At 58.2% G+C, this 25675-nt stretch carries 25 protein-coding genes and 2 pseudogenes; 12 read left to right on the top strand and 15 right to left on the bottom strand.

Annotation, left to right across the window (positions count from 1 at the left end; all coding sequences use genetic code 11):
• Nucleotides 1–279 precede the first annotated feature (279 nt).
• Entirely contained in the window at nt 280–1185 is a 906-nt protein-coding gene (locus IMW75_RS14605; protein WP_205893022.1) for a TIR domain-containing protein, read from the bottom strand.
• A 902-nt stretch (nt 1186–2087) separates the two neighbouring features.
• Between IMW75_RS14605 and IMW75_RS14600 the strand changes: the two genes are divergently transcribed.
• Both IMW75_RS14600 and IMW75_RS14595 read left to right on the top strand, forming a co-directional pair.
• A complete protein-coding gene (locus tag IMW75_RS14600; protein ID WP_205893021.1) occupies nt 2088–2417 on the top strand; it encodes a hypothetical protein in 330 nt (109 codons plus the stop codon).
• A gap of 1785 nt (nt 2418–4202) precedes the next feature.
• Nucleotides 4203–4484, top strand: a complete 282-nt coding sequence (locus tag IMW75_RS14595) for a DUF3077 domain-containing protein (protein WP_205893020.1) — start codon at nt 4203–4205, stop codon at nt 4482–4484.
• Between the two features lie 372 nt (nt 4485–4856).
• On the opposite strand, the gene IMW75_RS14590 is transcribed toward IMW75_RS14595, so the two are convergent.
• Nucleotides 4857–5225 carry a PH domain-containing protein gene (locus IMW75_RS14590; RefSeq protein WP_045062660.1) on the bottom strand — a complete coding sequence of 123 codons (369 nt, stop codon included), beginning with the start codon at nt 5223–5225 and terminating at the stop codon, nt 4857–4859.
• Between the two features lie 53 nt (nt 5226–5278).
• Nucleotides 5279–5413 (bottom strand): annotated as a pseudogene (locus IMW75_RS14585) (potassium channel family protein); the annotation flags it as partial.
• 103 nt (nt 5414–5516) lie between these two features.
• Between IMW75_RS14585 and IMW75_RS14580 the strand changes: the two are divergent.
• From IMW75_RS14580 to IMW75_RS14560, 5 genes are all read left to right on the top strand, one after another.
• The gene (locus IMW75_RS14580) at nt 5517–7430 is read left to right on the top strand and encodes an alkaline phosphatase D family protein (protein WP_205893019.1); all 1914 of its coding nucleotides are present in this window, start codon (nt 5517–5519) and stop codon (nt 7428–7430) included.
• Nucleotides 7431–7484: 54 nt separating this feature from the next.
• Entirely contained in the window at nt 7485–7919 is a 435-nt protein-coding gene (locus IMW75_RS14575) for a bleomycin resistance protein (RefSeq protein ID WP_205893024.1), read from the top strand.
• Nucleotides 7920–8109: 190 nt separating this feature from the next.
• The gene (locus IMW75_RS14570; protein WP_205893018.1) at nt 8110–8364 is read left to right on the top strand and encodes a type II toxin-antitoxin system prevent-host-death family antitoxin; all 255 of its coding nucleotides are present in this window, start codon (nt 8110–8112) and stop codon (nt 8362–8364) included.
• Nucleotides 8361–8615, top strand: a complete 255-nt coding sequence (locus IMW75_RS14565; RefSeq protein ID WP_205893017.1) for a Txe/YoeB family addiction module toxin — start codon at nt 8361–8363, stop codon at nt 8613–8615. Before IMW75_RS14570 ends, IMW75_RS14565 begins: the two co-directional genes overlap by 4 nt.
• A gap of 161 nt (nt 8616–8776) precedes the next feature.
• On the top strand, nt 8777–9274 hold the full coding sequence (locus IMW75_RS14560; RefSeq protein ID WP_205893016.1) for a GNAT family N-acetyltransferase: 498 nt from the start codon (nt 8777–8779) through the stop codon (nt 9272–9274).
• Between the two features lie 2 nt (nt 9275–9276).
• Here the strand turns inward: IMW75_RS14560 and msrA are convergent, their stop codons facing one another.
• The gene (gene msrA / locus IMW75_RS14555) at nt 9277–9981 is read right to left on the bottom strand and encodes a peptide-methionine (S)-S-oxide reductase MsrA (RefSeq protein ID WP_205893015.1); all 705 of its coding nucleotides are present in this window, start codon (nt 9979–9981) and stop codon (nt 9277–9279) included.
• A 24-nt stretch (nt 9982–10005) separates the two neighbouring features.
• Complete coding sequence (gene msrB, locus IMW75_RS14550) at nt 10006–10530, bottom strand: peptide-methionine (R)-S-oxide reductase MsrB (protein WP_205893014.1); 525 nt, start codon at nt 10528–10530, stop codon at nt 10006–10008.
• 151 nt (nt 10531–10681) lie between these two features.
• Here msrB and IMW75_RS14545 point away from each other — a divergent pair, with 151 nt between their 5' ends.
• The 5 genes and pseudogenes from IMW75_RS14545 (at nt 10682) to IMW75_RS14525 (ending at nt 16271) form a co-directional block, all read left to right on the top strand.
• Nucleotides 10682–11398 carry a response regulator transcription factor gene (locus IMW75_RS14545; protein ID WP_205893013.1) on the top strand — a complete coding sequence of 239 codons (717 nt, stop codon included), beginning with the start codon at nt 10682–10684 and terminating at the stop codon, nt 11396–11398.
• The gene (locus IMW75_RS14540; protein ID WP_205893012.1) at nt 11395–12909 is read left to right on the top strand and encodes a sensor histidine kinase; all 1515 of its coding nucleotides are present in this window, start codon (nt 11395–11397) and stop codon (nt 12907–12909) included. Before IMW75_RS14545 ends, IMW75_RS14540 begins: the two co-directional genes overlap by 4 nt.
• A gap of 142 nt (nt 12910–13051) precedes the next feature.
• Nucleotides 13052–13570 (top strand): annotated as a pseudogene (locus IMW75_RS14535) (DUF6622 family protein); the annotation flags it as partial.
• 234 nt (nt 13571–13804) lie between these two features.
• Nucleotides 13805–14509: a hypothetical protein gene (locus IMW75_RS14530; RefSeq protein WP_205893010.1), complete on the top strand. Its 705-nt coding sequence runs from the start codon at nt 13805–13807 to the stop codon at nt 14507–14509.
• A 340-nt stretch (nt 14510–14849) separates the two neighbouring features.
• Entirely contained in the window at nt 14850–16271 is a 1422-nt protein-coding gene (locus IMW75_RS14525) for an aminotransferase-like domain-containing protein (RefSeq protein ID WP_045062680.1), read from the top strand.
• Nucleotides 16272–16325: 54 nt separating this feature from the next.
• Here the strand turns inward: IMW75_RS14525 and IMW75_RS14520 are convergent, their stop codons facing one another.
• From IMW75_RS14520 to IMW75_RS14475, 10 genes are all read right to left on the bottom strand, one after another.
• Complete coding sequence (locus tag IMW75_RS14520; RefSeq protein WP_205893009.1) at nt 16326–17147, bottom strand: N-acyl homoserine lactonase family protein; 822 nt, start codon at nt 17145–17147, stop codon at nt 16326–16328.
• Nucleotides 17148–17162: 15 nt separating this feature from the next.
• Entirely contained in the window at nt 17163–18122 is a 960-nt protein-coding gene (locus tag IMW75_RS14515) for a diiron oxygenase (protein ID WP_205893008.1), read from the bottom strand.
• A gap of 67 nt (nt 18123–18189) precedes the next feature.
• Nucleotides 18190–18945 (bottom strand): TauD/TfdA family dioxygenase, encoded by a 756-nt coding sequence (locus tag IMW75_RS14510; protein WP_205893007.1) that lies wholly within the window; start codon nt 18943–18945, stop codon nt 18190–18192.
• An 18-nt stretch (nt 18946–18963) separates the two neighbouring features.
• Complete coding sequence (locus IMW75_RS14505; protein WP_045062685.1) at nt 18964–19839, bottom strand: branched-chain amino acid aminotransferase; 876 nt, start codon at nt 19837–19839, stop codon at nt 18964–18966.
• A gap of 24 nt (nt 19840–19863) precedes the next feature.
• A complete protein-coding gene (locus IMW75_RS14500; protein ID WP_205893006.1) occupies nt 19864–21204 on the bottom strand; it encodes a KamA family radical SAM protein in 1341 nt (446 codons plus the stop codon).
• A 29-nt stretch (nt 21205–21233) separates the two neighbouring features.
• Nucleotides 21234–21878, bottom strand: coding sequence for a glutathione transferase (gene yfcF, locus IMW75_RS14495; protein ID WP_205893005.1), 645 nt, complete (start codon nt 21876–21878; stop codon nt 21234–21236).
• A 203-nt stretch (nt 21879–22081) separates the two neighbouring features.
• Nucleotides 22082–22549, bottom strand: coding sequence for a cupin domain-containing protein (locus IMW75_RS14490; RefSeq protein WP_045062689.1), 468 nt, complete (start codon nt 22547–22549; stop codon nt 22082–22084).
• Between the two features lie 81 nt (nt 22550–22630).
• On the bottom strand, nt 22631–23125 hold the full coding sequence (locus tag IMW75_RS14485) for a RidA family protein (protein ID WP_045062691.1): 495 nt from the start codon (nt 23123–23125) through the stop codon (nt 22631–22633).
• Nucleotides 23126–23152: 27 nt separating this feature from the next.
• Entirely contained in the window at nt 23153–24433 is a 1281-nt protein-coding gene (locus tag IMW75_RS14480; protein ID WP_205893004.1) for an ATP-grasp domain-containing protein, read from the bottom strand.
• A gap of 42 nt (nt 24434–24475) precedes the next feature.
• Nucleotides 24476–25576 carry a hypothetical protein gene (locus IMW75_RS14475; protein ID WP_205893003.1) on the bottom strand — a complete coding sequence of 367 codons (1101 nt, stop codon included), beginning with the start codon at nt 25574–25576 and terminating at the stop codon, nt 24476–24478.
• Nucleotides 25577–25675 lie beyond the last annotated feature (99 nt).

Here is a 25675-nt window from a genome sequence, read left to right as displayed (position 1 = left end):
GACTCAGTTCAATTTGTTCGTCTTCACTGAGCACGATGTCCTGAGAGTTCATGTGATCACTCCAAGCACTGACTGACCACATAAGCATAGCTCAGGTTAGAAACTTATTTCAGAGACAGCACACTAGCAAAAGCAACGTAAGTTTTATTTCGGTACGCCATAAAATCTCCATTCACAACGAATACAAAAAGCGTTATTAATTAAATGCTTTTATGCGCAACAACGCGCTGCGACTTCACTGATTAGCTTGCCTTACTTCACTGCATGACTCTTAAAGCTTTAGACTTTGTATTGAAGGCTGCGCATTTCTTTAATAAGCTCTTCTTTCCAGTTCTCTTGATCATCAAGCGATACATATACAACACCGCTAATATCATTAGGCGTTTCAGTGGCACCTTTGACCACTGCCACCACCCGATCTCTGCCAAGCTTACCAATTAAGTAGCCATGCTCAAAAACTACATTTTGACGGGCCCTGTAATTACTATTCAAGTTACCGACTTTATATCCAATATCGCATGGCGTATACAAAACAATACCAAATCCAACATTTGAATAATGCTCTATTTTTTCGATGATTGTACGGCCCGAACTCGCTTGCATATGTAAAATAATAGGCTCTAGCCCTAAAGCCGTCACAAAGCTTGCCATTTCTAACTTGGCAATTTCGTCGTGCCCATGAACGATAAACACTTGCGATCTGTTGAACGGCTGCTCTCCTTCAGCGGAGACTGGGGGCGGAGGACTTTCGAGCGCCTGCGAGGCAGTGAGTTGAGCGTTTGTTATAAGACCTTTGTTTAGTAGCAACTCAAAAAGCTGCTCATCTTTTACGGCCCAATGTGTGCGGTATAGCTCTAATTTACCAAGGCCTATTTCCTCGCGTAAATCCTCAATAGCGCCCCGCTTTAAAGGTGGGATTTTTTCGTCAAACTTAAACTCTATAGTTACTGTAGATACTTCAGAGTGAATATTAGTTATATATCCAACCCTAGATTCAGCAGCTTCGTTTTCGATAGCAAATATACAAGGAAAGCTTTTAAGCTCTTGAATCGCATTTTCATCGAAATCTTTGTATCGCTCACTAATTTCAACGTCTGTATATTCTACAATTGCTCTTCCTTTTTCAAGCTCGTAAGTTCCGGAATCCCAGCTATCTCGGCTTGCTGATATCAATAAATTAAACATTTTTTTATCCAAGTCATTATTTACGTAGAAAACGGATTATTTCAGGCCTGCGATACTTCAAAAACAGTCAGCAGAGTGGTCATTTAACTATTTAAAAACCCATTTCCTCTGCTGCGGTTCAAATTGCATGACTAACGCTAATACAGGCGTAACGCTACTACGCAGTGGCACTCGATGAATACTGAATACTTGTCCATGCTGGATGCATATACAGAGCTCTTCGCGAAGCCTAAACGGCCCGGGGTAGACCTTATGCCGCAGCAATATCTGCCGTAGCCGTCCTAAGCCACACACAAGCGAGATTTTGTGGGCGTATCTGGGGGAGAAGCAGATAAATGGCGACTTCGTAATGTGAAGCCTGCGGCTAAGAATTCGATTCCGTCTCCTCCCTTCACGGACAACGCTACAGCGTGCTGCAAGCTAAACACCACTTTGGGTACGACACACTGAAATCGCTCCTTCAGTCTGGGTGCCCGCCTTCTGTACTTGGGCCGATCTGAGGCACCCTGCAAGTTGTGCCCACCTCTTTACACAGGCGCGACTGGCAAAAAAGGACGTGAGTAGATAAAATTGTTCCATGCATGGCTGACCAGCCCACTCGCAATCTGTGGGTAGGAAGTTTGAACAAAACCGAATGTGAGTAGGAATGTGAGTAGGAATTTCCTCTACGCTGAGGCCATCCCCGGAATGCATGGCCTACAGGTTAAAGTTCGAGTCTCCCTCGGGCACCAAATTAAGAAAGGTCTTGCTTAGCAAGGCCTTTTTTTTCGCCTGCGATAAAGCACCTGACACCCCACCACCGCGTAGGAGCTGCCGAAGGCTCGGGCCGCGATCGGACGATCTTTTGATCCTGCTCCTCTCGCCCCCCTCCCACACCCGGTGAAAAATTCAAGGATTCCCCCATGGAATTGCTCCTGGAAACCGTCGCCCTGTTCTGCCTGAAGCTCGCACATGAGACGGAAGACTCGAGCCCGATTCTGCGCGACGATCCGATCATGAGCGATTACGAGCGCGAGGTTTTTGGTTTACTGGTGCGCCAGGGGGATGTCGCGGCGATCCAGTTGAGGGTGAACCAATGCCTGGCGTTGGCACTGAATGCCTTGGGGGGCGTGGATAAACCCTTGGGGCGCGAGCTGCAAAGGTTGTCGGTGGACTTTTATGACGCGCAGACTTTGCAGCAACTGGAAGCGCCGCTTCTGCTGCTGCAGAACTATCTGAAAGACATTTATTGAGCGCCGAAAAGTCATCAGAAGTATTGCAAAGTTCAAGCGTGCCACCGAGTCGCTGTTTACGTGTTGCAGGACCCGCCAGCGACACAATAACTCTGGCTTGTCGCTCTCTATGACTGCGGCTGCTCCCATGGAAACAAACCGAGCCCACGGACAATTTTTATCACTCCACACTTGAATCCGTTTTTCATAATCTTGGCCGCATAAAGTTCCATGATCATGCAACTGACGGCGTTAGCTTCAAGAGACCTTTGTAAATCTCTTTCCAACTCGGCAACCTGCAATCCTAACAATGGAATAAAAACCAATACCAGACTCGCCGAAACCTAGCACAAAGCAAGCAACCGCTGACTAGCGGGCCACGCACAGGCACTTCACAGTACAGCAGAAGACTTGTGGGCTGCGCAGGCGATAGAGCAACTTTACAGCCTAGCTCGTCGCACCCAACAATTGCGTGAAAGATATTCAATAAATAAACAATTTGCATAACAAGCTCCAAACTTCGCTTACTGTGCTCAATCACTAATTGACAGAGTCTGCTTGAGTCCGGAGTTGCCGGTGCGCAAAAATAGATCGAGAGAGGCAAATCCTTTGCCCCTAAAACAGTACGAGAATGTTTTTTCGCGAAAAATGCCCACGAAATATTTTTGTATTGGAAAAATAGAACTGAAAACTGGCGCTATAAAATTCCAACCCAGCAAATACCAAAATATTTCATACCGAGCACCTCGCCCGACCACATGACAAAAGAACTATCAATCAAAGTGGCGCTTCCACAGTACTGATTCTTGCCCCGCGATGCATGCACAACTTCGCAGCTATAAAATAGCTATTTTTAATCTTGACCCCCTCTACCGAACACACTAGGTACTTTATCAAAAGTAGCGTTATTCTTCGATATTAATTCTTTACAACTTTCGGACATTTTTTGCAGCTGCTCGCCCTTAAAACGGGCATGATTGTATGAACTACTTTCTATCTTACCCATAAGCCCGCTGACTGCTTTAAGCTTAGATTGTAACGTCTCTTTCATTGTTTCCGATTGTTGGCGACAGGCATGTCTTTCAGTAGGACGCGCTGATTTCCTACCAGCGACTTGTTCAAGTTACTTAACAGTCTGCTTGCATTTTTTTATCTGCCTCAACAACATATTTACATCTTTTTTGTGCACCACCTTTTGATCTATCGAGGCACACGACACAGTTGAGGTAGGACCAATGGAATTACTCATATCAATATCATCCTAAATTCAATTTTCAGATTGCCAACACTTGGTGAACATTTGCCCAATACAGCACTGTCAAATCATTACGCACTGAGCAAACACTATAATTATAAGCGTGCCGTGCGCGCCTGCTATCACAATGCGCTCCTACGCCATAGTCACCTGCCTATCCTGTTAACGAGCCTAAGGCTACTGGCTTCAACGAAAGAGCGTGAAACAGGATGCTTTCAAAGGTTGCAGGATAAAAGCCTGCACGCTACCCTCCCACCGTCGCTGCCAACTCAGCGGCCGGGCTTGGAAACCCGATCAAATCTGGAAGTGCATCAGTGCCTTACTCACGTTTGCAGGAGTTTTTACTCTCGCAGTCGTGATCTATGGCGGCTGTGCGTGGGACGTCTTCGGACGTGCCGGTTTACTGGATTTTCGGTTTTCCAACCTTGGAGCTTTATCATGCGCAGCATCAATCCGTACAAAATTTGGCTTTCACCTCTACGCGGTTCCCAGTTGCGTAACGCCCCACCATCCAATCTCCCACATGCCCTCTCCATCACCGGAGGTGGCAAATGACCGACAATCCAGAACTGAAAACCATCGGCTTCACACCCGCGATCTACCTCGGTAATCAAGCGATGTTTCACGTCATTGGTGGCGTGCCCATTGCCGATGCGTTATCGATGGCTTCGGATTTTCTTTGCCTTGCCAAGTCGCTGACTGAGGATGCCGCTTATGCGAAAGACAATGGGCGGCATGCTTGGGCTGCGCATTATCTGGTGGCTATGGGTAAGGCGTTGGTTGATGATTCGGTGAAGGTTTTGATGCGGGAGCGGGGGAATTCTGGGGGTTAGTCTGAGGGTGGGCTTGCGATGGTGCTGGGTCATCTGGATTTGTTGTGGATGATCTGGCGCTATCGCGGGCAAGCCCGCTCCCACAGGAGTGTGTGAGGGTCTGGATTTTGGTTGTCTGCCAGGCACTGAGGACTGGGGGATTGGGGGTGGCTGGGCTGGCGCTATCGCGGGCAAGCCTTGCTCCCACAGAGATAACTTTCCCAGAAATAACTTCCACGGGGTAACTTCCACAGGTCTCCCACCGGGGGGGCTTCCACAGAGGTAACTCCATGGGGGGGGGTCCACAGCGGGCTTTTTGGAGCGGGGCTCCCGCTGGTTCGAGGTCGGTGCGAATGAGGCCAGGCCCGAGCTTATCGGGGGTTTGCCCCCGCTTCAGAGCAGGTGCTGGGAAATCAACTTGGAGATTTCCACCATAGAAGTCCGGCCAGTGAATTCGAATTTCACTCTGCCCAGCGACGAAAAATAGATTTCCAGTTCGGAGTCCAGATCGAAGGTTCCCGACGTTTCCACCGAATACGCCACGATGTTTTTGTACGGCAATGAAGTGAAGTCTTTCTTGCTGCCCGTCAGACCCTGGACGTTCACTGCGATGATGCGTTTGTTGGTAAACACCACGCCGTCGCGCATGGATTTGTAGGAGTCGATGACCTGCTCCCCCTCCAATAGCAGTGCGGTAACCCGTTCGGCGTATTCGTCGTTTTGCTTGAGTTTGAAGAAGCCTTTGTTGTTGAAGTCGATCATGTGCCATTCCCTATGGGTTAAATGCCTATCTAAGCATGTTGCCGCAGGCTTACCTACTCCTCCCCCGCCGTGGCCTTCACGGCCACTTCGATCGCCCGAACGCTGACCGCCGCAAATATCGCGGTCATCAACACGCCGTTGAACCCGGGCAGGATCGCCGGAATCCGCGTTACGCCAAGTTTGGGCACGCAGCACAGCAACAAGTGCCCCCGGCGATACCGCGATGCTTTCGCTGTGCGCCGCCACCTGCGTTATCATCGCCCGCCTCTGCGCACAAAGAGCCTTGACCGGATGTCCGTAACGCTGCTACCAATCGCCGATCTTCACTCCCTGCCACCGGTTCTCGCCGGCCCGCTATTGCGGCGTCTGGAGCCCACGCGGCTGGTGCTGTGGCTGGTGGGGTCGCGGGAGCTGGAGCTGACCCTGCGTTTGCAGGGTGTCGCCGACATTCGCCTCGACGCCACGCAGTGCACGGTGATTGCCGTGGGCAGCCATGCTTTCGTGCATTTGATCGATGTGCCCCTCGACAGCGCCCTGCCCTGCGACACGCTGACCGAATATGACGTGTTGATTGACGGGGCCGGCATTGCCGACTGGGCGCCGCATCTGTTGTATGGCGACGCGCTGCGACCGAATTTTGTGCTGCGCTCGCGGGTCGATCAGTTGCTGCACGGGTCCTGCCGCAAGCCGCATCATCCCGCTGCCGACGGTTTGCTCTGCGTCGATCAGTTGCTGGCGACCGAACACGAGCCGCAGCAACGTCCCGCGTTGCTGATGATGACGGGCGACCAGGTGTATGCCGACGACGTCGCCGGGCCCACGCTGCGGGCCATTCATGCGCTGATCGAGCGGTTGGGGCTGTTCGAGGAGCACCTCGAAGGCGCGGTGGTCAGCGACAGCGCCAAGCTCTATGAGCACCCGGCCAGTTATTACCACCGTGCGGATTTGTTACCGGCGCTTGAGAGCAACGAGACGTTGCGTGAGCGATTTTTCGGTGGGGCGCGCAAGCCGATTTTCACCAGCAGCAGCGCCGATAATCATTTGGTGACGTTTGCCGAGGTGATGGCGATGTACCTGCTGGTGTGGTCGCCGACGGCCTGGACGCTGATTGCGCCACAGCCGCCGGTGCTGACTGCCGAGCGCCGTGAACGGTATGCGCTGGAGCAGACGCGCATCGATGGTTTCAAAGCTGGCTTGGGGCGTGTGGCCCGGGCGCTGGCGCATTTGCCGAGCCTGATGATTTTCGATGACCACGATATTACCGATGACTGGAACCTTTCCGCGCAGTGGGAGGAAACGGCCTACGGGCATCCGTTTTCCAAGCGGATCATCGGCAATGCGTTGATCGCCTACATGCTGTGTCAGGGTTGGGGCAATAACCCGGACGCGTTCAAGGATCTGCTGAAGAAAACTGCGCAGTTCAGCGCGACCGGGCAGGACCGTTACCTGGACAGCCCGGTGCAGGACGACCTGATCGATGACCTGCTGAAGTTTCAGCAGTGGCATTACGTGCTGCCCACCAGCCCGGCGCTGGTGGTGATCGATACGCGCACCCGGCGCTGGCGCAGCGAGATGACGCTGAAGCAGCCTTCGGGTTTGCTCGATTGGGAAGCGCTCAGCGAGTTGCAGCAGGCACTGCTGGATCACCCCTCGGCGATCATCGTCTCGCCGGCGCCGATCTTTGGTGTGAAGTTGATCGAGACGGTGCAGAAAGTGTTCAGCTGGTGCGGTTTTCCGCTGCTGGTGGATGCGGAAAACTGGATGGCCCATCGTGGCGCGGCGCAGGTGATCCTGAATATTTTCCGACACTCGCGCACGCCGGGTAATTACGTGGTCCTGTCGGGGGATGTGCATTATTCCTTCGTCTACGAGGTATTTATTCGACACCGCAAGGGTGGGCCGCGTATCTGGCAGGTCACCAGCAGTGGCATCAAGAACGAGTTTCCGCCGAGGCTGCTGGAGTGGTTCGACCGGCTCAACCGCTGGCTCTACTCGCCGCGCTCGCCGCTGAACTGGCTGACCAAGCGTCGGCTGATGCGCATTGTGCCGCATGTGCCGGAGCATGCTGAAGCGGGTGAGCGGCTGTGGAATTCGGCGGGGATCGGGCAGGTGTTCTTTAACGAACAGGGTCAGCCCCAGGCGATTTATCAGCACAATTCAAATGGCCTGCCGAAGACGCGGATGGTGGCGCCGCAAGAGGACTGACGGGGCGCGGGTCGCTTGTATCGCGAGCAGGCTCACGCCTACAAAGGGATATGTATGTTTGCACGGAGCAAGTTGGTACCTGAACTGATGGTCAGCGATATCAGGAAAAGCCTGCATTTCTGGACGGTATTGGTCGGTATTCCGATTGCCTACGAGCGTCCTGAAATCGGGTTTGCCTACCTTGACTTGAACGGCGCGCAGCTGATGCTGGAGCAATACGATCCCGGCGAGGGGCAATGGCTCAGTGGAGCGCTGCAGGCGCCGTTTGGTCGGGGGATCAATTTCCAGATTACTGTTGAATCGGTTGAACCTGTTTTGCGGCGGCTGGCTGAAGTTCAATGGCCGCTGTTTCGAGCCTGTGCCGACACTTGGTATCGCGCGGGTGAGGTTGAAGTGGGCCAGCGGGAGTTTCTGCTGCAGGATCCGGATGGGTATCTGGTGCGGTTGGTGGAAAGCCTTGGGGAGCGTACCAGTCAAAAACCGACCTGATCCTGGCGGAATGCAGGATGGCGCATTTATCGGAAAAGGCCTACATCACTAACAGAAACGTCTCGGCGGCTATCGAGTGATACTCAGCTCATACGCAAATGCACCGTTTGCGTAGCGACCACTCAGAGGTATTGCCTTGCCATCCTGTACTCATTTCTGTACGTTCTTTGCTTCAGGCGAGGACTACAATATGCAAACCATCAACTATACGACAGCTCGAGCGCACTTGGCCGAAACAATGGATCGAGTGAACGAAGACCGTGCTCCACTGCTGGTGACTCGTCAAAAAGGTGAGCCGGTGGTGATGATGTCCCTGGCGGAATACAACGCTTTGGAGGAGACGGCATATTTACTGCGCTCTCCAGCCAATGCCGAGCGCCTGATCAAATCGATCGGCAGTTTGCGCGCAGGAAAAACCAAAGCCAGGCAACTCATTGAAGAATGAATATCGAGTTCACTCCTGAAGGTTGGGACGACTATCTGTGGTTCCAACACAATGACAAGGCAGGCCTCAAGCGAATCAACCTGCTGATCATATCAATTCAGAGCGAGCGTTTCACCGGACTTGGGAAGCCTGAGCCGCTCAAACACAATTTGAGCGGCTTTTGGTCACGGCGAATCACCGCAGAACATCGCCTTGTGTACGCGGTTGAGGACGGAGAGCTTCGGGTTGTGATGTGCCGGTATCACTACTGATTTTGGCTTGGTAGGCGATGCGCCATGCAGCGATGGGGCAAGCAGTAGCCAGTCAAGCCCGGCATGCACTAGTCTGCCCGGGGACATGATCGACATGGAGAGCGACGATGTTTAGTGTCTGCGTCGAGCATCTCGCTTCATCAACACGCCAAGGACAGCCAATGACATCCCCTACCCTTTACCGCCGAGCCACTTCCCAGGATTTGCTGGCCATTTGCAGATTGGGCCAGCAACTCAACAGCCTGCACCACCAGCACCGGCCGGACATCTACGCACCCTCTACCGGGGATTTCGCCCGCGACAGTGACTTCTGGCGACCCAGCCTCGAGGGCGAAAATCAGGCGGTGTTCCTCGCCGAACAGGCTGCCACCGTGACGGGTTTCATCACCGTGCAAGTCACCGAGTCGAAGGGCTCGCTGATGCAACCGCAGCGAGTCGGGCGCATCGGTTCGGTCTGTGTTGACCAGGCGGCCAGAGGCCAGGGCGTTGGCCGCGCATTGATGGCGCAGGCGCAAGCCTGGGCGCTCGACCAGGGCGCGGCGGATTTGCGTTTGACCGTGTGGGGCTTCAACGCGCCGGCGCAGCGCCTCTATGCAGAACTGGGGTTTGAAATGCGCGCGTTCGAAATGGGCAAGCGCCTGACCGATGTGCAGGCCTAAGGTTATGACCCGCCCTTGATCAGCACCGGTTTCTCCTGGTATCGATCCGCAAACAGCTGCTTCAGCTGCGCCACTTTCGGCAAGTCGTTGATGACGATGTAGGGATAGGTGGGATGGTCAGTCAGGAAGTCCTGATGTTCATCCTCAGCCGGGTAGAAACCGTTGTAACTTTCCAGCTTGGTCACGATCGGTTTGCTGAACGAATGCGCGGCGTCGAGCTGGGCGATGTACGCCTGGGCGACCTTTTGCTGCTCGCCGCTGCGGGTAAAAATCGCTGATCGGTACTGAGTGCCGCTGTCCGGCCCCTGGCGATTGAGTTCGGTGGGGTTGTGGGCCACCGAGAAGTAGATTTGCAGCAGGGTGCCGTAGCTGACCTGAGTCGGGTCGAACGTGACTTCGACGGCTTCCGCGTGCCCGGTGTCGCCGTCGCTCACTCGCTCGTAGCGAGCGGTATCGGCCCTACCACCGGCGTATCCCGACTCGGCTTTTTGCACGCCCTTGACGTGCTGGAACACACCCTGCACGCCCCAGAAACATCCGCCGGCGAATACCGCGGTTTCACTGCGGGCCTGGGTGGTTGGGTCGAGTGCCGGAGGTGGAATGACCACTGCGTCCTCGGCGCCCAGGGAGAAGGCCGAGCATTGACCGATAACGCCAGCAGCCGTCAGGGCCAGCAGTGTGCGACGCCAGGTGAAGGATAATTTCATGGGTCTTGCTCCAGAAACGAAAGATCAAGCCGGCGTGAACTTCATCGCCAGGCCGTTCATGCAGTAACGCTGGCCAGTGGGTTTGGGCCCGTCATCGAAGACATGGCCCAGGTGACCGCCACATCTTCGGCAGTGCACCTCCTCGCGCACCATGCCGAATGAACGGTCCTGACGAATGCCCACCGCGTTGTCCAGCGGCGCCCAAAAACTCGGCCAGCCGGTGCGGCTGTCGAATTTGGTGGCCGATGAAAACAGCGCCAGGTCACAACCGGCACAGGCGAACGTACCGTCCCGGTGCTCATCGTTCAGCGCACTGCTGTAGGCGCGCTCGGTGCCCTCTTCGCGAAGGATTTCGTATTGCTCGTCGCTCAGCAGGGCGCGCCATTCACTGTCGCTGTGCGTCACTTCGAAGACCTCTGCGGCATTGGCATCGCCAATGAAATCGCCAATGAATGAGCAGCGCCCGGCAAATGTCGGCAATACACCGATCGCCAGGGCTGCAACCCCCAGCCCGCCGCTCGCTACGAGAAACTGTCGTCGTGAAAACATGCTCGTCTCCAAAAATCCAGGGGGCCTTTCATGGAACACAGCCTAGGCTGAGTGTGATCGCCAAATCCTCACGGAGAGTTAAATAAATCGTGATAACTCGATGGGCGAAAAACCCGCACACTACGCACACCGCGCTGAAGGATTAAGCTTGATGGAACAGACCAAACGCGTCCTGGTGGTCGAGGACGACCTGCATATTGCCGACCTCATCTGCCTGCATCTTCGTGATGAACATCTCGAGGTGGTGCACTGCGCGGACGGGAACGAAGGCATGCGCATGCTGCAGCAGGGAGGCTGGGATGCGCTGATCCTCGACCTGATGCTACCCGGGGTCGACGGGCTGGAAATCTGCCGTCGCGCCCGTGCGATGGCGCGCTACACGCCGATCATCATCACCAGCGCCCGCTCCAGTGAAATGCACCGGATCCTGGGCCTGGAGCTGGGTGCCGACGATTACCTGGCCAAGCCCTTTTCCATGCTCGAACTGGTGGCGCGGGTCAAGGCGCTGTTGCGGCGAGTGGATGCGATGGCGCGCAACCTGAAAATGGACGCCGGCAGCCTGAGCCTCGATGGCCTTTCCATTGACCCGATCACCCGCGACGTCGCCCTCGATGGTCGGCGCCTGGACCTCACGCCCAGGGAGTTCGACTTGCTGTACTTCTTCGCCCGCCAGCCCGGCAAGGTGTTCTCGCGCATGGACTTGCTCAATGCGGTGTGGGGCTACAGCCACGAGGGTTACGAGCACACGGTGAACACTCACATCAATCGCCTGCGGGCCAAGATCGAGGCCGACCCGGCGCAGCCCGTGCGCATCCTCACGGTGTGGGGCCGTGGCTACAAGTTCGCGGCGCAAGAGGACCAGCCATGAAGCTGACCCTGACACAACGCCTGTCACTGGTGTTCGCCGTGCTCCTGCTGGTGTGCTGCGGCACGTCGGCGTGGATGCAGGTGCGCGCCAACCAGATCCATGAGCAGGAGGTGGTGCAAGGGTTGTCGAGAAACCTGGCGCAACACATTGCCAATGACACGGTGCTGATGAACAGCCAGGGCCTGATGCCCGATGCGGTGCGCAACCTGTTCAGCCAGTTGATGCTGGTGAACCCCAGCGTCGAGGTGTACCTGCTGGACCCTGCAGGCCGGGTTGTCGGCAGCGCAGCACCCGAGGGTCGGATTCGCCGCGAGCAGGTGGACCTGGCGCCCATCCAGCGCCTGCTCGCTGGCGATGCCCTGCCGATACTGGGCGACGACCCGCGCAGCGCCGATACACGCAAGGTGTTCAGTGCCGCGCCGTTGACGGTCGATGGCAAGCCGGTTGGCTACCTCTATGTAGTGCTGCTCGGCGAGGAACATGACCGCTTCGCCGAACAAGGCGCGACCAGCGCGGCGCTGAACACGGCCCTGTGGTCAATCGGGCTGGTGGCGTTGTTATGCCTGATTGCCGGTCTCGCGGCCTTCTCGCTGATCACCCGGCCCTTGAGGCGCCTGACCGCGAACGTCAGCCAGTTCGATATCGATGGCATGCCGCAAACACCCCCGGCGCCGGTGGAAAAAGCCGCCAGCCAGGACGAGATCGCCGTACTCGACGCCGCCTTCCGCCAGATGCAGGCGCGCCTGAGCGAACAATGGCGCTCGCTGACTCGCCAGGACCAGGAGCGGCGCGAGCTGGTGGCGAACATCTCCCACGACCTGCGCACGCCCCTGGCGTCGTTGCATGGTTATCTGGAAACCTTGTCGCTCAAGGACGCGACCTTGTCCGTGGCCGACCGCCGCCGTTACCTGGGCATCGCCCTGGATCAGAGCCGCAAGGTTGGCGGGCTGGCACAGTCGCTGCTGGAGCTGGTGCGGCTGGAGCATGGATTTGTGCAGCCCGTGCTGGAGCGGTTTTCCCTGACCGACCTGGTGCAGGACATATTCCAGAAATTCGAACTGACCGCCGAAGCGCGCCAGGTGCAGCTCAAGGCCAACTTTGCGCCAACGGTGTCCGGGGTGTTTGCCGACCTGGGGCTGATCGAGCGGGTACTGACCAACCTGTTTGACAACGCCCTGCGCCATACGCCGGTGGGCGGAATCATCAGCATCAGCCTGGTGCCGCAGGGTGGGTTCGTCGAGATCACGGTCAGTGACAGCGGCCCGGGGATTGCTGCGCAGTTGCGTGAGGGGTTGTTTCTGCGGCCGTTCAATATTGGCGGCGCACGGCGCGATGGCGGGTTGGGGTTGCGAATTGTGCAGCGGATTTTGCAGTTGCATGGCCGCGAGATTCGTTTGCTGGATGTCCCGGGGCAAGGGGCGACCTTGGTGTTTTCGTTGCCGGTGGATGAGGAAGTTGCCACGCAATTGGCGGTGCGGTCGATGAATCTGAATACGCCGGGAAAGGTCTGACGGACCGCGCTGCCTGCATCGCGGGCAAGCCTTGCTCCCACAGGGCTCTAAGGCGGGCAAGACACGTTCGGATAGTTCACCCCCTGCGTGAAAATAGGCCAATGCACAGAACCCGACAGGACTACTATCCACGCTCGCTTTTCGACACGGACACGTCAAGATGCTCAACGCCCTGCAAAACACCCCACCGTGGGTCTACGCGCTCTTTGTGCTGCTTTGCTATTTCGGGATCAAGGCCCTCTCCCCCACCCGGGAAAGCAAAATCTCGCTGCTGATCACGCCGCCGATCCTGCTCGCCTGGTCCCTGTATTCGCTCAATCTGGCGCTGCATCCGTTGTTGTCGCTGGGCTTCTGGCTGGTCGCCGTACTGGTGGGCAGCGCCGCTGCACTGCTGATTTTTTCCAGCCAGGACGTCAGGCTGGATGCCTCGAGAGCCGGGCTGATCCTGCCCGGCACCAGCAAGACCTTGGTGCTCTACCTGCTGTTGTTTGCGGTCAATTACTACTTCGGCTATGAGGCGCAGGTTCACCCGCAACAATCGAACACGCTGCCAGTCATGTTGCTCAAGGCCTGTGCGTCCGGGATTGCCAGCGGTCTGTTTTGCGGGCGCTCGATCAGGTTTTATCAGGTGTTTCGCGGCCTCAAGGCAACTCATGCGTAGGAGCTGGCGAAGCCTGCGATCTTTTGATCTTTGGCTAGGTGGGGGCCGCCAGGATCAGGATCAGGATCAAAAGATCGCAGCCTGCGGCAGCTCCTACGGGGCACCGAGGTGGATGTTTTGGCCGCTGGCCTGTTCGTCCGTGACAACACGGCGCCGGTCCAATAGATTAGGCGGCCTGAAAAGGCCCCGGGCTTTCTCGCCTCATCCCAAGTTAAAAGAAGTAGTGAAATTTCAATGTCCGATTCCAGTACCGCTGAATCCGTAGTCACCTTGTCGTCCAAAGCGGAATACGAAAACTCCATCAATCTTTCACAACACCTGCCACAGGCCAAGACCATCGCCGAGATGGTCCTGGACTCGTTCCAGTCGACCCGTGAAAGCGACCAGATCCGCGAACTGCGTGCCGCGATCCGCCAGGCTCACGACAGCTTCGACGATGACAAGGCCTACGAACTGATGGGCGAACTCAAGCAGCTCAAGGACGCCGAGGCCGCTGATATCGCGGCACTGGAAGACCTCAGCAGCAAGTTCCCGATCAGCCGCATCCTGTCCAGTTTCAAGGACGACCCTGCGTTCCAGGAAATCGTCTACGGCCTGGCGCTGAAAGTGCTGAACCAGACTCATCAGGCCATCAGCAATCCGGGCAGCAGCAAGGGCAAGACCGTGCGGGCGAAGAAAGAAGTCGAAGTGTTCACCATCAGCAAGGACGGCGTGAGCGTCACCTTGCCGCTGCGCACGCCGCGTTCGCGCCTGAACCTTGATCGCCAAGCGCTGGAGTTCCTCGGTTTCGCGTTCGTCGGTGACGGCGATGAAGCGGAGCTGGAAAGCGAAACCTTCCTCGACAACGCCGGGACTGAACAGGCGGTCAACCGCAAGAACATCATCACTGCGCTGCAGCAACAGACCGCGTTCGATGGCTTCAGCATCGCTGCCCAGTAACACACCTCCCGCAGCGCAGCGCCCTCCCCGTGGGGCGGGAGCTCGCTCCCCCTGGACTGCGTAGCGGCCGCGGAATAGTGGCAGCACCGCTTCTTTTGTGAGTGCTGCCCACTCAAGCGCGAGCAAGCCACAGGCTCTTTCGCCAGCTCGTGTTTCTCCCAAGCCCCGCCCTTGTGCGGGGCTTTTTATTGCCTGCGATTCAGGCAAGTCCGCGACTACTGTTCCAGTATCGAAACAGCACTAACACTTCCCTTAACCCTCGAGCACCATGGGTCCGCCTGCGGGGAGCGTCTACTCACTGTCCAGCCCAGACCTCAGTGGTGCAACTGCTGAGGCCTGCATGAACACACTTCCCCTGTACCGTCAGTTAGCCAATCACTACCTCGACGCGATCCGCAGCGGCACCTTGAAAAACGGCGAACGCTTTCCGTCCATCCGCCTGATGATGGAGAAGCACGCAGTCAGCCTGTCGACGGCGGTGCAGGTGTGCCGGGAGCTGGAGGGTCAGGGGGTGCTGGAGGCGCGCCCGCGCTCGGGCAACTATATTCGCCAGCCGGAACCCCTGCCGCACCCCCTGCCACCGGCACCGCTGGCTGCCGATGCCTATGTCGGCATTCACCAACAGGTGTCTTCGGTGCTCAAGGCCAGCCAGCGAGCGACGATCAAGGTCAATTTCGCCAACCCCTATTGCGCACCCCAGCTCTACCCGCTGAAGACCCTGCAGGACCACATGGTCAAGGCGTTGCGTCAGAACCAACAGCTGCTGGGCACCACCGCGCCCACCAGCGGCAACCTCGCACTGCGCAACATCCTTGCTCGCCGCGCCCTGACCAGCAAAACCCACCTGAGCGCCGAGCAGATCGTGATCACCAACGGCGCCACCGAGGCGCTTAACCTGGCCCTGCGCGCCGTCACCCAGCCCGGTGATACGGTTGCCGTCGAGTCGCCAACCTTCCACGGCCTGCTGCAGATTCTCGAAAGCCTTAATCTGCGGGTGTGCGAGGTGCCGGCAGCGGCGCACTGCGGGATCAATCTGTTCGCCCTGGAACAATTGCTGCGCGGCTCTGAACCGATCCGCGCCGTGATCGTGATACCCAATTTGCAAAATCCCCTGGGCAGCATCATGCCCGACTCGCACAAGGCCCGACTGGTGCAACTGTGCGCCGAGCACGCCACGGTGCTGATCGAGGACGACACCTACGGCGACCTGGTAGACACCGAGCAACCGTTGTCCACGCTGAAACACTGGGACCGCAGCGACAACCTGATCTACTGCGCCTCGCTGAACAAGACCCTCGCGCCGGGGATGCGCCTGGGCTGGATCAGTGCCGGCCGCTGGCACGACCGGGTGGAGATGCTCAAGCACAGCCAGTCGAGGGGATGTGAGGCGCTGTCGCAGTTGGCGGTGAGTGCGTTCATGAAGACACCGTCCTACGAGCGTTACCTGCGCCGACTGAGGAACACCCTGACCCAGCAGCGCCACGCGATGCGCACCGCGATCCTGCGCCACTTTCCCCAAGGCACCCGCGTGACCGAGCCGCAGGGCGGCACCCTGTTATGGGTGGAACTGCCGCCTGGGTATGCGTCGATGCGTTTGTTTCATGAGGGGTTGAAGGTGGGTATTCAGATTTTGCCTGGGGATATCTTTTCCAATGGGCCGGGGTTTGGGCACTGCCTGAGAATCGCGTGTGGCGCGCCGTTTACGCCGAGGATTGAGGAGGCGCTGGCGACCCTGGGCCAACTCCTGAAAAACCAGAAGTAAAGCCTGTTTGCTGGAGATCCCCGGGATGTATACGTACCCCGTAGGAGTTGTATTTCAGCTCGGGTTTGGGTGCAGCCCCAGGGCGTTTTCATGCAGGCAAATGATGTGCGGGTCATCATTCCAATGCGGAAAACGCTCGGCGATCAGGGGGTCGTGGCCAGGGATGATGTGCTCCTCGCCGTCCGCCAGACGCTCGATTTCGTTGAAGGCTTCCAGCGTTTGCGCCAGGTCATCGATAATCGGAAACGGACTGCGCTGGCGAATGTTCACCCACAAATGCGCAGCGTCCGAAGCCAGCACAATCCACCCACGCCGGGTATTGACCCGCACCACCTGGCTGCCCGGCGTGTGCCCGCCCACCGGATGCAGGGTCACGCCGGCGGCGACCTCGACGGTACCCGTGTGCAAACGCATGCGCCCCTCGAACAGCGGCGGCAGCGCCGACATCACGTCATCGACCTCGTAGGTTTTGTTCACCGTGCGATGGGCCATTTTCGGCCCGGTACAGAAGCGCAGTTCCGCCTCCTGCAGATGCACGGTGGCCTTGGGAAACAAACCCAGGTTTCCGGCATGGTCCCAGTGCAGATGAGTCAGGATCAGGTTGTCGACCTGTGCCGGATCAATCCCCAGCTGGCGCAGGGACTCTTCCGGCAGGCGATACATCTGACGGTTGCGCCGATCCGCAGTGGCCGGCTGGAAACAGGTATCCACCACGATCACGCGTTGCTCATGGCGAATCACCCAGAAGTAATAATCCAGCGGCATCGGCGCGTTCGGATCACCACAGCAGGCGTCGTACAGAAAATTCTCCCGGGCCGTGCGCTGGGCATTGGCACCGACACGGATGGCGAACACTTCGTACTCGGGAACGGACATGGGGCAGCTCCTGGTTCAGGCCACCGAGGCGTTCTTGAGCGTCGGTCGGAAGTCGAAATCGATTTGCCCGGTGATACCCAGGTCCTCGGCCAGACGCTGGAGCCCGCTGTAGTCGCGCATGATGGTCGCGTTACGGTTGCTCTCACGGGTGTCGGCGATGATCAGCGCCGCGTCCTCAACCCCCAGTTGAGTCAGGATCGCTTCCCACATCGAGTAGTCCTGGGCGACAAAGGCACTCAGGGCCACGGACAACGTACGGGCGAAAAATTCCCGCTGCGGCGGCTGCATGTTCCCGTACATGACCTTGGCCACCTCGGCCAGGACCTTGCTGTGGGCATACTCGTCACGATTGTGCAGCTCGGCCACGCGACGGTTTTGCGGCTGGATGCTCTGATCGTCCGCCAATAGATCCAGGTAGGCATTGACGCTGATTTCGGCCACCACTGCAAAAGTGATGGAGGCCAGGTCCCGCTGCCACTGTTCGGGCAACGCTTCGCGCAGCGCCAGCAGCCGCAGATAGGTGACCGACGGCGGCAAGTCCAGCGTCTGGTCCAGCGCGCGGTCGACCCGGGTGCGCTCGATCGCACGCAGGTGCATCAGCGTGTGGTAGTGCTCGTCGATCAGCGTCTGCTGCATCGCCTCGCGAAAATGCCAGTCATGCTGCCCCAGGTATTGATTGGCGATGACGCTCAATGCTGGGTTTACCACGTGCTCTTCGGCAGTGACCGTGCGCAGGTTGTAGCCGATCCAGCCCCAGGTCAGCACGCTGCTTTTGAGCTCGTCGCTCAGGGCCTGGAATTTCGGGTGCTGGAAAAACGGCACCATGCACTCCGGGTAATCCGGACGCGCAGGGTCGAAGGCTTCGCCGGCCTGCCACTTGTCCGGCGCACACACCGTGGCTCGTTTGGTCCACGCCTGGTTGAGCCGCACGATCAATTGATGATCGACTTTGGCGATCTCGATGGCTGTTTGCATAACGCGTTACCTGTTGTACGCGTACCCACCCAGGGGTACGCAAATAGAATGAATGGCGCCGGAAAATTCAGGCCAGCCAATAGCGGGTCAGGTTGCGCGCCGGGTCATTGTATCGACTGCGGGCGTGGATCATCCGCCAGTTGTCCCAAATCAGCAGGCAGCCGTCAGGGATCAACACCGGGGTGTTGTGCTCCAGAAAGTACGCTTCCCCCAGCACCGCGAACCGCGCCAGCGGCGAGGGGCTGTTGGCCACCAGCGACTGCTGCAGATCCTCTTTGCAAGGATTGACGTCGCCGTAGTGAAACTGGTTGTAGCTGAAGCGCAAGATGTCACCGTCCTGCGTCGGCGTCAGGATGTATTCCTTAACCCGCCGTTGCGCGGCCTCCCCAGGCTTGGCCGTAGCCACGAACTCCACTGGCGTCTCGACAAGCCACTGGTGCAACTGCGGCTCGGTGCGTTCCAGCAATGCCAGGAACTGGTAGCCGTCGACCAGCCCCGTATGGCCGCCGCCGCAGGTCGCCTGTTGATGACAATGCAATGCCAGGTAACGTGGCGGCGGAGCATAGACCGGCGCCTCGGTGTGCGGGCCGATACCGTTCATGCTCTGGGAGTACGGCAGGTCTTCGTAGCCCGGCTTGCGCGTGATCGCGAACGCCGTCTGGCCGTTGAACTGCGGAATGATCGGACCGAACTGCTGCAGTGTGCCGACCACGTCATCGTCAAATTCGTCGGCGGTCAGTACTGTCCAGCCCCGTGCCGATAATTCTTCGTGGCGGTGGCCCAGTGAAACATCAGCTTTGAATGCAATCCCTTGATCGGACATGGTGAGATTCCTGGCGGTTTATCCGGCGTTGACGGTGGCGGTGTAGGCGGCAATGAATTCGCGACAGGCGTTGCCCGGGCGATAGCGCTGCTCATCAATGCTGCGCACGGGGGTGATTTCGGCAGCGGTGCCCGTCAGAAAACACTCCTCGAAGTCGCCGAGCTCGGTAGGAAGAATCGTGCGCTCGACCACCTGGTAATCCAGCGCCCCGGCCAATTCGATTACGGTCTGGCGGGTGATTCCGTTGAGGAAGCAGTCGGGCAGCGGGGTGTGCAGCGTCCGGTCCTTGACGAAAAACACGTTGGCGCTGGTGGCCTCGGCGACATGGCCGCGCCAGTCGAGCATCAGCGCATCGTGAAAGCCGTTGTTTTCTGCATCGTGTTTGCTCAGGGTAGCGATCTGGTAATGCCCCGAAGCCTTGGCTTCGAACGGGCTGCTGCTGGGGGGCGGCCGGCGCCAGTCGGCGGTCTTCAGGCGAATGCCGCCCATGTGCCCTGCCGGGTCGAAGTAACTCGGCCATTGCCAGCAGGCGATCGCCAGGTGCACGCGGTTGAAGCGAGCCGAAGTCGAGATCATTTCGCTGCCACGCCACGCCACCGGCCGCACGTATCCGTCGACCACGTTATTGCGCTGCAGCAGCTCATGGCTGGCCGCTTCCAGTTCGGCCAGCTCATAGGGAATCACGAAATCCATCAATTGTGCCGAGCGATACAACCGCTCGCTGTGTTCGCGCAGCTTAAAGATCCTGCCGTTGTACACACGCTCGCCTTCGTACACGGTGCTCGCGTAATGCAAACCATGGGTCAACACATGCAAGCGCGCCTGGGACCATTCGACGAACTCGCCGTCGAGCCAGATAAGCCCTTCGCGCTGATCAAACGGGATGCCACTCATGTCCATATCTCCTGGTGAATCGTCCTACGCCGTTTCCAGCAGGACCGGTATCAATTCGGGCGCAGTCAGCGGCTCGTCCTGAAAAAAGAATCGCTGCTCGCCAAAGGCTGGGCGCAGGTCATCGAACCAGCTGGCGTGGGGATCGAATTGCGCATGAAAGGTGCGCAGCACCCATTGCGGATTTCGGGCCTGGAGAAACTGCAACACGAAGACTTTTTCTCCGGCCACGGTTTCAATCCCGTTGATCAGAACCTTGCCGTAGAAAGTGCTCATGGAGGGCCCCCGCACCGTACGGGCCAGCCCGGACACGCTGCGATAGGCCGCCTGGAATATCTCGAAGGCCCGGGCCAGCGGCATCGCGAAGTAATGACGAGGGCCGGTGTCGCGCTCGACGAACATGTAATAGGGCACCGCGCCAAGTCGCACGCCTTCGGTCCAGAGCTCGGCCCAATCGGCGGGGTTTTCGTTGATATGGCGGATCACCGGCGCCTGCATGCGCAACACGGCGCCGGTGGAGCGAATGCGTTCGACGGCCTGGCGGGCGATGTCCTGGCGCAGCTCGACCGGGTGGTTGTAATGCCCCATCACAGACAAGTGCTTGCCTGCCGCGACGATTCGCCGGAACAGTGCCAGCAGCTCGGGGGCATCCTTGTCGCTGACGAACCGCTGCGGCCAGTAAGCCACCGACTTGGTACCGATGCGGATACTGCGCAGGTGCGGTAACTCCAGCAGCGGCTCGATGTAGCCGGCCAGCGAGCGAGTGTTCATGATCATCGGGTCACCGCCGGTGATCAGCACGTCAGTGACTTCGGTGTGCACCCGCAGGTAACTCACCAGTTCCTGGGACTCACGGGCGTTGAACTTGAGTTCTTCTTCACCGATGAACTGCGCCCAGCGAAAACAGAAGGTGCAGTACGCGTGACAGGTCTGGCCGGCGCCAGGGAAGAACAGCACGGTTTCCCGGTACTTGTGCTGAATGCCCGGCAGGACTTTACCGCCCAGGCTTGCGCCGTTATGGGTCAACTGGCCGGCTGGATGGGGGTTCATGCGCAGCCAAATCGCTTCGATCCGGCGCTTGATGGCCGCAGCGTCGTCCTGCTCGATCAGTTGCTTGAGCGACGCATACTCCTGCGGCAACAGCATGTCCGGGTGGGGGAAAGTCATGCGCAAAATCGGATCGTCGGGAATGCTGTCCCAGTCGATCAATGTTCCGAGCACGTATTCGTTGGTGCGAAATGGCATCACCCGCGCGACCACGTCCATGGCTTCCCGTAACGCTGGCGTGAGCCTGTGCCAGTACGGCGTCTCGCGGATGGTCCGGGCGTTATAGGGCTTGTATCTGTGCAGCTCCGACATTCCCTGCATGGCCGCGCTCCCGATGAATTCCTGACGAGTTAATGGGCAGTCGGTGCTGTGCGCTCGATGTCCAGCCACGCCCGCACGCTGTCGCGGTCCCACTGCCGGCGAACATAGGCGGCAAGTCGCGCTGGCACATGATCGCCATTGGCAAGCAAGCGGTTGAGCATGATTGCCAGGTCGGTGTCAGCGATGCTCCAGTCACCGAACAGGTGATCAGCGCCGCCTTTGAGCAGGCGATCGGCCACGAAGTACAATCGATCCACAGCCACCAGGGCCTCCTCGGACAGGGGCGTGTCTTTTGTTCCGAAGTAGATGAGATCTGCCGGACGCTCCCGGCGAATGATCAGCAGGTCGCTGCGTAACCAGGCTTGAAGCTGGCGGGCCCGGGCGCGCAGCCGGGTGTCTGCAGGGAACAGTTTTCGGCCCTCGGGCGCGACTTCGTCCAGGTATTCGGCAATGGCCGAAGACTCTGAAAGCGCGAAGTCTTCGTGGACCAGGGTAGGTATCTTGCAAGTCATCGACAGGTCTCGATAACTCGCCTGATAGTTCTCTCTATTTTTCAAATCGAGGGTTACACATTCAAACGGAAGTTGTTTTTCTTTCAGCGCCACAAATGCCGACATGGCAAAAGCACTGACAAAATCCGCCCCTACGTACAACTTTATCTTTGCACTTTCCATGGACCACTCCCTTGCATCAAGACTATTAATCCGTTGCACTGGAGTCGATGCTAGATAGTTGCTCACGCACTGAACAGATACAGAAATTATCTGTTTACACGGATACAGAAATCGCGCATCGGACAATACAAAAACAAAAAAAGGGAGTCGGCTAATGCGGACTCCCGGAAGGACAGCAAACAGAGTATGGGGGTTGTCGTGGCTCAGCTCACTGCGGTAGCCATACTGGAAAGCAACGCCAACTGCGGCATATTGCTCATGTTGAGCATGGCCATCGACTCGGTGGCGCTGGTGTTGACGAAGCCATGTCGGGTCCAGGCGGGCACCAGCAGGACGTCGCCGGTGCTGGCGCGCACCTCGTCATCCTCGCCCATGGTCAGCAGGCCGCTGCCGGCCTGTATGACAAACAGATGCCACCAGCCATGGGCGTGGCCATTCAACACAGCGCCGGGTTTCAACCATTGCATGGACACCGCCACACCCGGTGTCAACTTGCAGCCTTCGAGGCTGTTGTCGTGGGCCAATGCGACGATATCGACTTCGCTGCCCGCAAGACTTTCGCGCATTGCAGCAAGTTTATCGCTCGTCCATACCCGCGCACTCTGGGGCGGCTGATGCAAACTCTGACGAAACTCGTCATATGAAAAAAACGCACCTTGAACATTATTCATTCGCGCATTCCAACTTGATGTCGACGTCATTCACCGAACAATAGGTGAAGCCATCGACACTGTAAACCCAACACGCCGCGCTTATAACGCAGAAGGCCGCAAGGCTGCGATCATGTCCACTTCCACCGCCGCATTCTTTGGCAACTGATAAACCCCAACTGTGGTTCTTGTATGTTTACCCGCATCCCCCAGCACATGACTGAAGACGTCCGATGCGCCATTGGCCACTTCACTTAGGTCGACAAAGTCCGCAGTGGATTTCACGTACACAGTGACCCGCACCAGCGACTTGATTTTATCCAGCGAGCCGATGGCATCCACTATCAACGCCAGCCCGCGCATGGCACTGATGCTGGCGGCTGCCTGGGCATCACTGAGGCTGAGCTCCAGGCCAACCCGTCCGGGGTATTGGATCTTGCCATTCATGCGCGGCACCATGCCGCTGATGTACAGCTCATCATGGTGCCGGACCAAGGGCGCGTAGTGGCCGCCGGCGGTGTTTTCGCCATAGATGTCGTAACCCAACTCCTTGGCGAGGGTGAGGAAGCGCTCATCACAGGTTGTGTGTTCAAACATGGGTATTACCTCTCAATCAAATCGTGTTCAGCCCATCGCTCTGGCGGGCGGCGCCAGACAGGCGACTTCCATGCGCACTTCAACCGCCTCGGCCAGACGCAACAAGTCACTGGTGAGTTGCTCGTAGTCCTTGTTGAACAGGACGATGTGGCCGATAAATGAAGTGTTGTCCTTGACCAGCGCCGACACCGAGTCGCCGATGCGCCGCTCATACACGGCCGCCACCAACTCGATGCCGAGCATCCGTGCCACGGCGTCGATGTCTGGCAGGTCACGTAACAGGCCACCGCCCGGCGCCCTGAGCAGGCGAATGCCGCAATAACCCCGCGCGACCGGATCCTGTCGCTCGCACTGGCCCTCCACGGCCCACCTCACCCAGCGCTCCCATGGGTCGAAGTCGACAAAGGCAATGCGCGCCAGGTCCCAGATGTGCATGCCGCCAGGGCGCATGTTGGTTTCTACCGCCGAAGTGAGTTGCTCAGGGCGCAGGAAGATTTCGTTGTGGTAGGCACCGTTGTCCAAGGAGACCAGCCCCGACATGTGCCGCCCCGCCGCTGCCAGGCGAGCCTGGGCATCACCCTGCAACGGCGCAGGCACCACCTGCTGGATCTCGGCCCGGAAGGCGCCTTCGGTCGTGGTTTTTTCGGTGATCCAGGTGCTGCCGGCCACGTAGTCCCAGCTGTACTCCCGAGCATCGCGAACCAATTCTTCAAGCACGATGCCGCCACTGCGATAAGACTTGAGTGCCTGCCACGCCTCGTCGCATTCGGACGGGTGATGGATCACCCGGCAGCCGCGACTTGCACCTTCACAGGCGGGCTTGATGAACGCCCTGCCGCCCAGTTCGACGACCCGCTGGCGCAGTTCTGCCAGGCTCTCGACACGGGTTGAAAATACGGGACGGTAATCTTCGGGAGCTGTGCTGGAGGTTGCTTCGAGCTTGCGGAAAATCTGCTTGTCCAGCCCCGCCCGTGCTTCGTTGGGCGTGATGCCCGGGAGGCCGTAATGACTGGCCAGGGCCGCGCCGAGCAACACCCCGCGGTCGGAAAACGGCAGCACGCCGATCAGTTTCCAGCGATCGACCGCCAGGCAGCCCACCACCAGTTCCAAGGAATCGGTTACATCCTCGGGCGCCATTGAAGCGCTGCAGACGTGGTCCGCCACCTGGTCGTCATCAGGGGCAATGCGCTCGACCACCAGGATCAGCCTTGCGTTGTAGAGCGTCTTGCAGAGGTCGCGCAGCTTCTGGATATCGTGAACCCGGTTGCCGTTGTACCCGACCACTACTACGCATGACGTCGTCTTCATGAAACCTCCTGCCTGTGAAGCAAAAAAAGCAACCGCAATGGCTCAGTCGTGCAGCGCCGCGTTGGATGTGCGGTTGAGCCAGTACCACGCCAGAATCCCGCCCGCGCCGATGGCGGCCAGCAGCAACGCGTTATGGGGCGCCGGCACCACCCGCATGATCAGCACCGTGAGCCCGGCGCCGACGCCCAGGGACACTTCCTTGACGAACATGTTGTTCTGCTTGACCGAGAAGTAATCGAGGTAGCTGAAGGCGCACTCGGCGATGGACAGCAAGGCCACCCAGATCAACGCGCCGATCAGGGTTTCCACATGAAAGGCCGCGGGAGACGAGAGCACCGCGAAGCCCGCGACGATGATCCCGATCACGGCGAGCACCTTGAAGCGCCCCGTGCGCTCGATGAGTTTCATCACCGGCACCTGGGCAAACACCACGACCGCGCTGTTGAGGATCAGCATCAGGCCGTACCAGGCTGGCAACTCACCAGTTTCGAGCAAGATCGCTTGTGGAAGAATCGAGAACACAGCAAACAGCTTGATGCCCATGATGATGCCGGCGATCGCCCACGGCAGTTTGTTGCGCCAGCCGCTGCCGTCCTGTGTCACCGGACTCGCCGCTGCTGACTGGGTGGTGAAGGTCGCGCCCATGGCAATTGGCACGCACAGCAGGACAAAGCTGGCGGCACCGAGGAAAAACAGGGGCGGGGTCAGCAGTGGCGACAGCAGGATCAACCCGGCCAGCAGGCTGCCCATGTTCATCGCCACACGGTTGTAGGCCGCGCCCTCCTTGGTCTGCGCCGCTTCGCTCTTGATCAGGTACCCGGCAATCGCGATGCCATAGGCAAACAGCGCCGCAGCGAACATCACCATGCCCTGATTGCTGGTGACGGCCAGCAGCACCAACCCCAGGGCGGCGCACAGCAAGGTGACGCTCAGGGAACGACGACCCAGCACCAGCAACGTCAACGGCAGCAGCAATAACAACGCCCGATAACCCAGGGCAAGGATGCTGTTGGTGGCGGTGTCGAGCCAGACGTTGGCCTTGCCCAGCACGGCAAACAACGACACGGCGGTAATGATCCGGATCGTGAACAGACGGATGTTAATCACCGGTTTGGCGATGGCGGCCGTTGTCTCGATACTCATGCAACACCTCTGGAACCAAATGATTGTGCGAGCAAAAAACGCCGACAATCAGGAAAGACTGTAAGGTGATGGTAGAGAGAGACGGGTGTCTTGATCAGA

This window comes from Pseudomonas gregormendelii (assembly GCF_017114825.1).
GTDB lineage: Bacteria > Pseudomonadota > Gammaproteobacteria > Pseudomonadales > Pseudomonadaceae > Aquipseudomonas > Aquipseudomonas gregormendelii.
Note: the sequence above shows the minus strand (reverse complement) of the source record. Positions and strands in the feature narration are given on the sequence as shown.

Coding starts and splice junctions, on each gene's coding strand:
- IMW75_RS14505 (WP_045062685.1), bottom strand. CDS start 19,839: ATGAGTGGCATCCCGTTTGATCAGCGCGAAGGGCTTATCTGGCTCGAC.
- IMW75_RS14595 (WP_205893020.1), top strand. CDS start 4,203: ATGACCGACAATCCAGAACTGAAAACCATCGGCTTCACACCCGCGATC.
- IMW75_RS14545 (WP_205893013.1), top strand. CDS start 10,682: ATGGAACAGACCAAACGCGTCCTGGTGGTCGAGGACGACCTGCATATT.
- IMW75_RS14605 (WP_205893022.1), bottom strand. CDS start 1,185: ATGTTTAATTTATTGATATCAGCAAGCCGAGATAGCTGGGATTCCGGA.
- IMW75_RS14565 (WP_205893017.1), top strand. CDS start 8,361: ATGAATATCGAGTTCACTCCTGAAGGTTGGGACGACTATCTGTGGTTC.
- msrA (WP_205893015.1), bottom strand. CDS start 9,981: ATGAAATTATCCTTCACCTGGCGTCGCACACTGCTGGCCCTGACGGCT.
- IMW75_RS14540 (WP_205893012.1), top strand. CDS start 11,395: ATGAAGCTGACCCTGACACAACGCCTGTCACTGGTGTTCGCCGTGCTC.
- yfcF (WP_205893005.1), bottom strand. CDS start 21,878: ATGGAAAGTGCAAAGATAAAGTTGTACGTAGGGGCGGATTTTGTCAGT.
- IMW75_RS14510 (WP_205893007.1), bottom strand. CDS start 18,945: ATGTCCGATCAAGGGATTGCATTCAAAGCTGATGTTTCACTGGGCCAC.
- IMW75_RS14525 (WP_045062680.1), top strand. CDS start 14,850: ATGAACACACTTCCCCTGTACCGTCAGTTAGCCAATCACTACCTCGAC.
- IMW75_RS14580 (WP_205893019.1), top strand. CDS start 5,517: ATGTCCGTAACGCTGCTACCAATCGCCGATCTTCACTCCCTGCCACCG.
- IMW75_RS14480 (WP_205893004.1), bottom strand. CDS start 24,433: ATGAAGACGACGTCATGCGTAGTAGTGGTCGGGTACAACGGCAACCGG.
- IMW75_RS14490 (WP_045062689.1), bottom strand. CDS start 22,549: ATGAATAATGTTCAAGGTGCGTTTTTTTCATATGACGAGTTTCGTCAG.
- IMW75_RS14590 (WP_045062660.1), bottom strand. CDS start 5,225: ATGATCGACTTCAACAACAAAGGCTTCTTCAAACTCAAGCAAAACGAC.
- IMW75_RS14575 (WP_205893024.1), top strand. CDS start 7,485: ATGTTTGCACGGAGCAAGTTGGTACCTGAACTGATGGTCAGCGATATC.
- IMW75_RS14600 (WP_205893021.1), top strand. CDS start 2,088: ATGGAATTGCTCCTGGAAACCGTCGCCCTGTTCTGCCTGAAGCTCGCA.
- IMW75_RS14485 (WP_045062691.1), bottom strand. CDS start 23,125: ATGTTTGAACACACAACCTGTGATGAGCGCTTCCTCACCCTCGCCAAG.
- IMW75_RS14530 (WP_205893010.1), top strand. CDS start 13,805: ATGTCCGATTCCAGTACCGCTGAATCCGTAGTCACCTTGTCGTCCAAA.
- IMW75_RS14475 (WP_205893003.1), bottom strand. CDS start 25,576: ATGAGTATCGAGACAACGGCCGCCATCGCCAAACCGGTGATTAACATC.
- IMW75_RS14520 (WP_205893009.1), bottom strand. CDS start 17,147: ATGTCCGTTCCCGAGTACGAAGTGTTCGCCATCCGTGTCGGTGCCAAT.
- IMW75_RS14570 (WP_205893018.1), top strand. CDS start 8,110: ATGCAAACCATCAACTATACGACAGCTCGAGCGCACTTGGCCGAAACA.
- IMW75_RS14515 (WP_205893008.1), bottom strand. CDS start 18,122: ATGCAAACAGCCATCGAGATCGCCAAAGTCGATCATCAATTGATCGTG.
- msrB (WP_205893014.1), bottom strand. CDS start 10,530: ATGTTTTCACGACGACAGTTTCTCGTAGCGAGCGGCGGGCTGGGGGTT.
- IMW75_RS14500 (WP_205893006.1), bottom strand. CDS start 21,204: ATGCAGGGAATGTCGGAGCTGCACAGATACAAGCCCTATAACGCCCGG.
- IMW75_RS14560 (WP_205893016.1), top strand. CDS start 8,777: ATGACATCCCCTACCCTTTACCGCCGAGCCACTTCCCAGGATTTGCTG.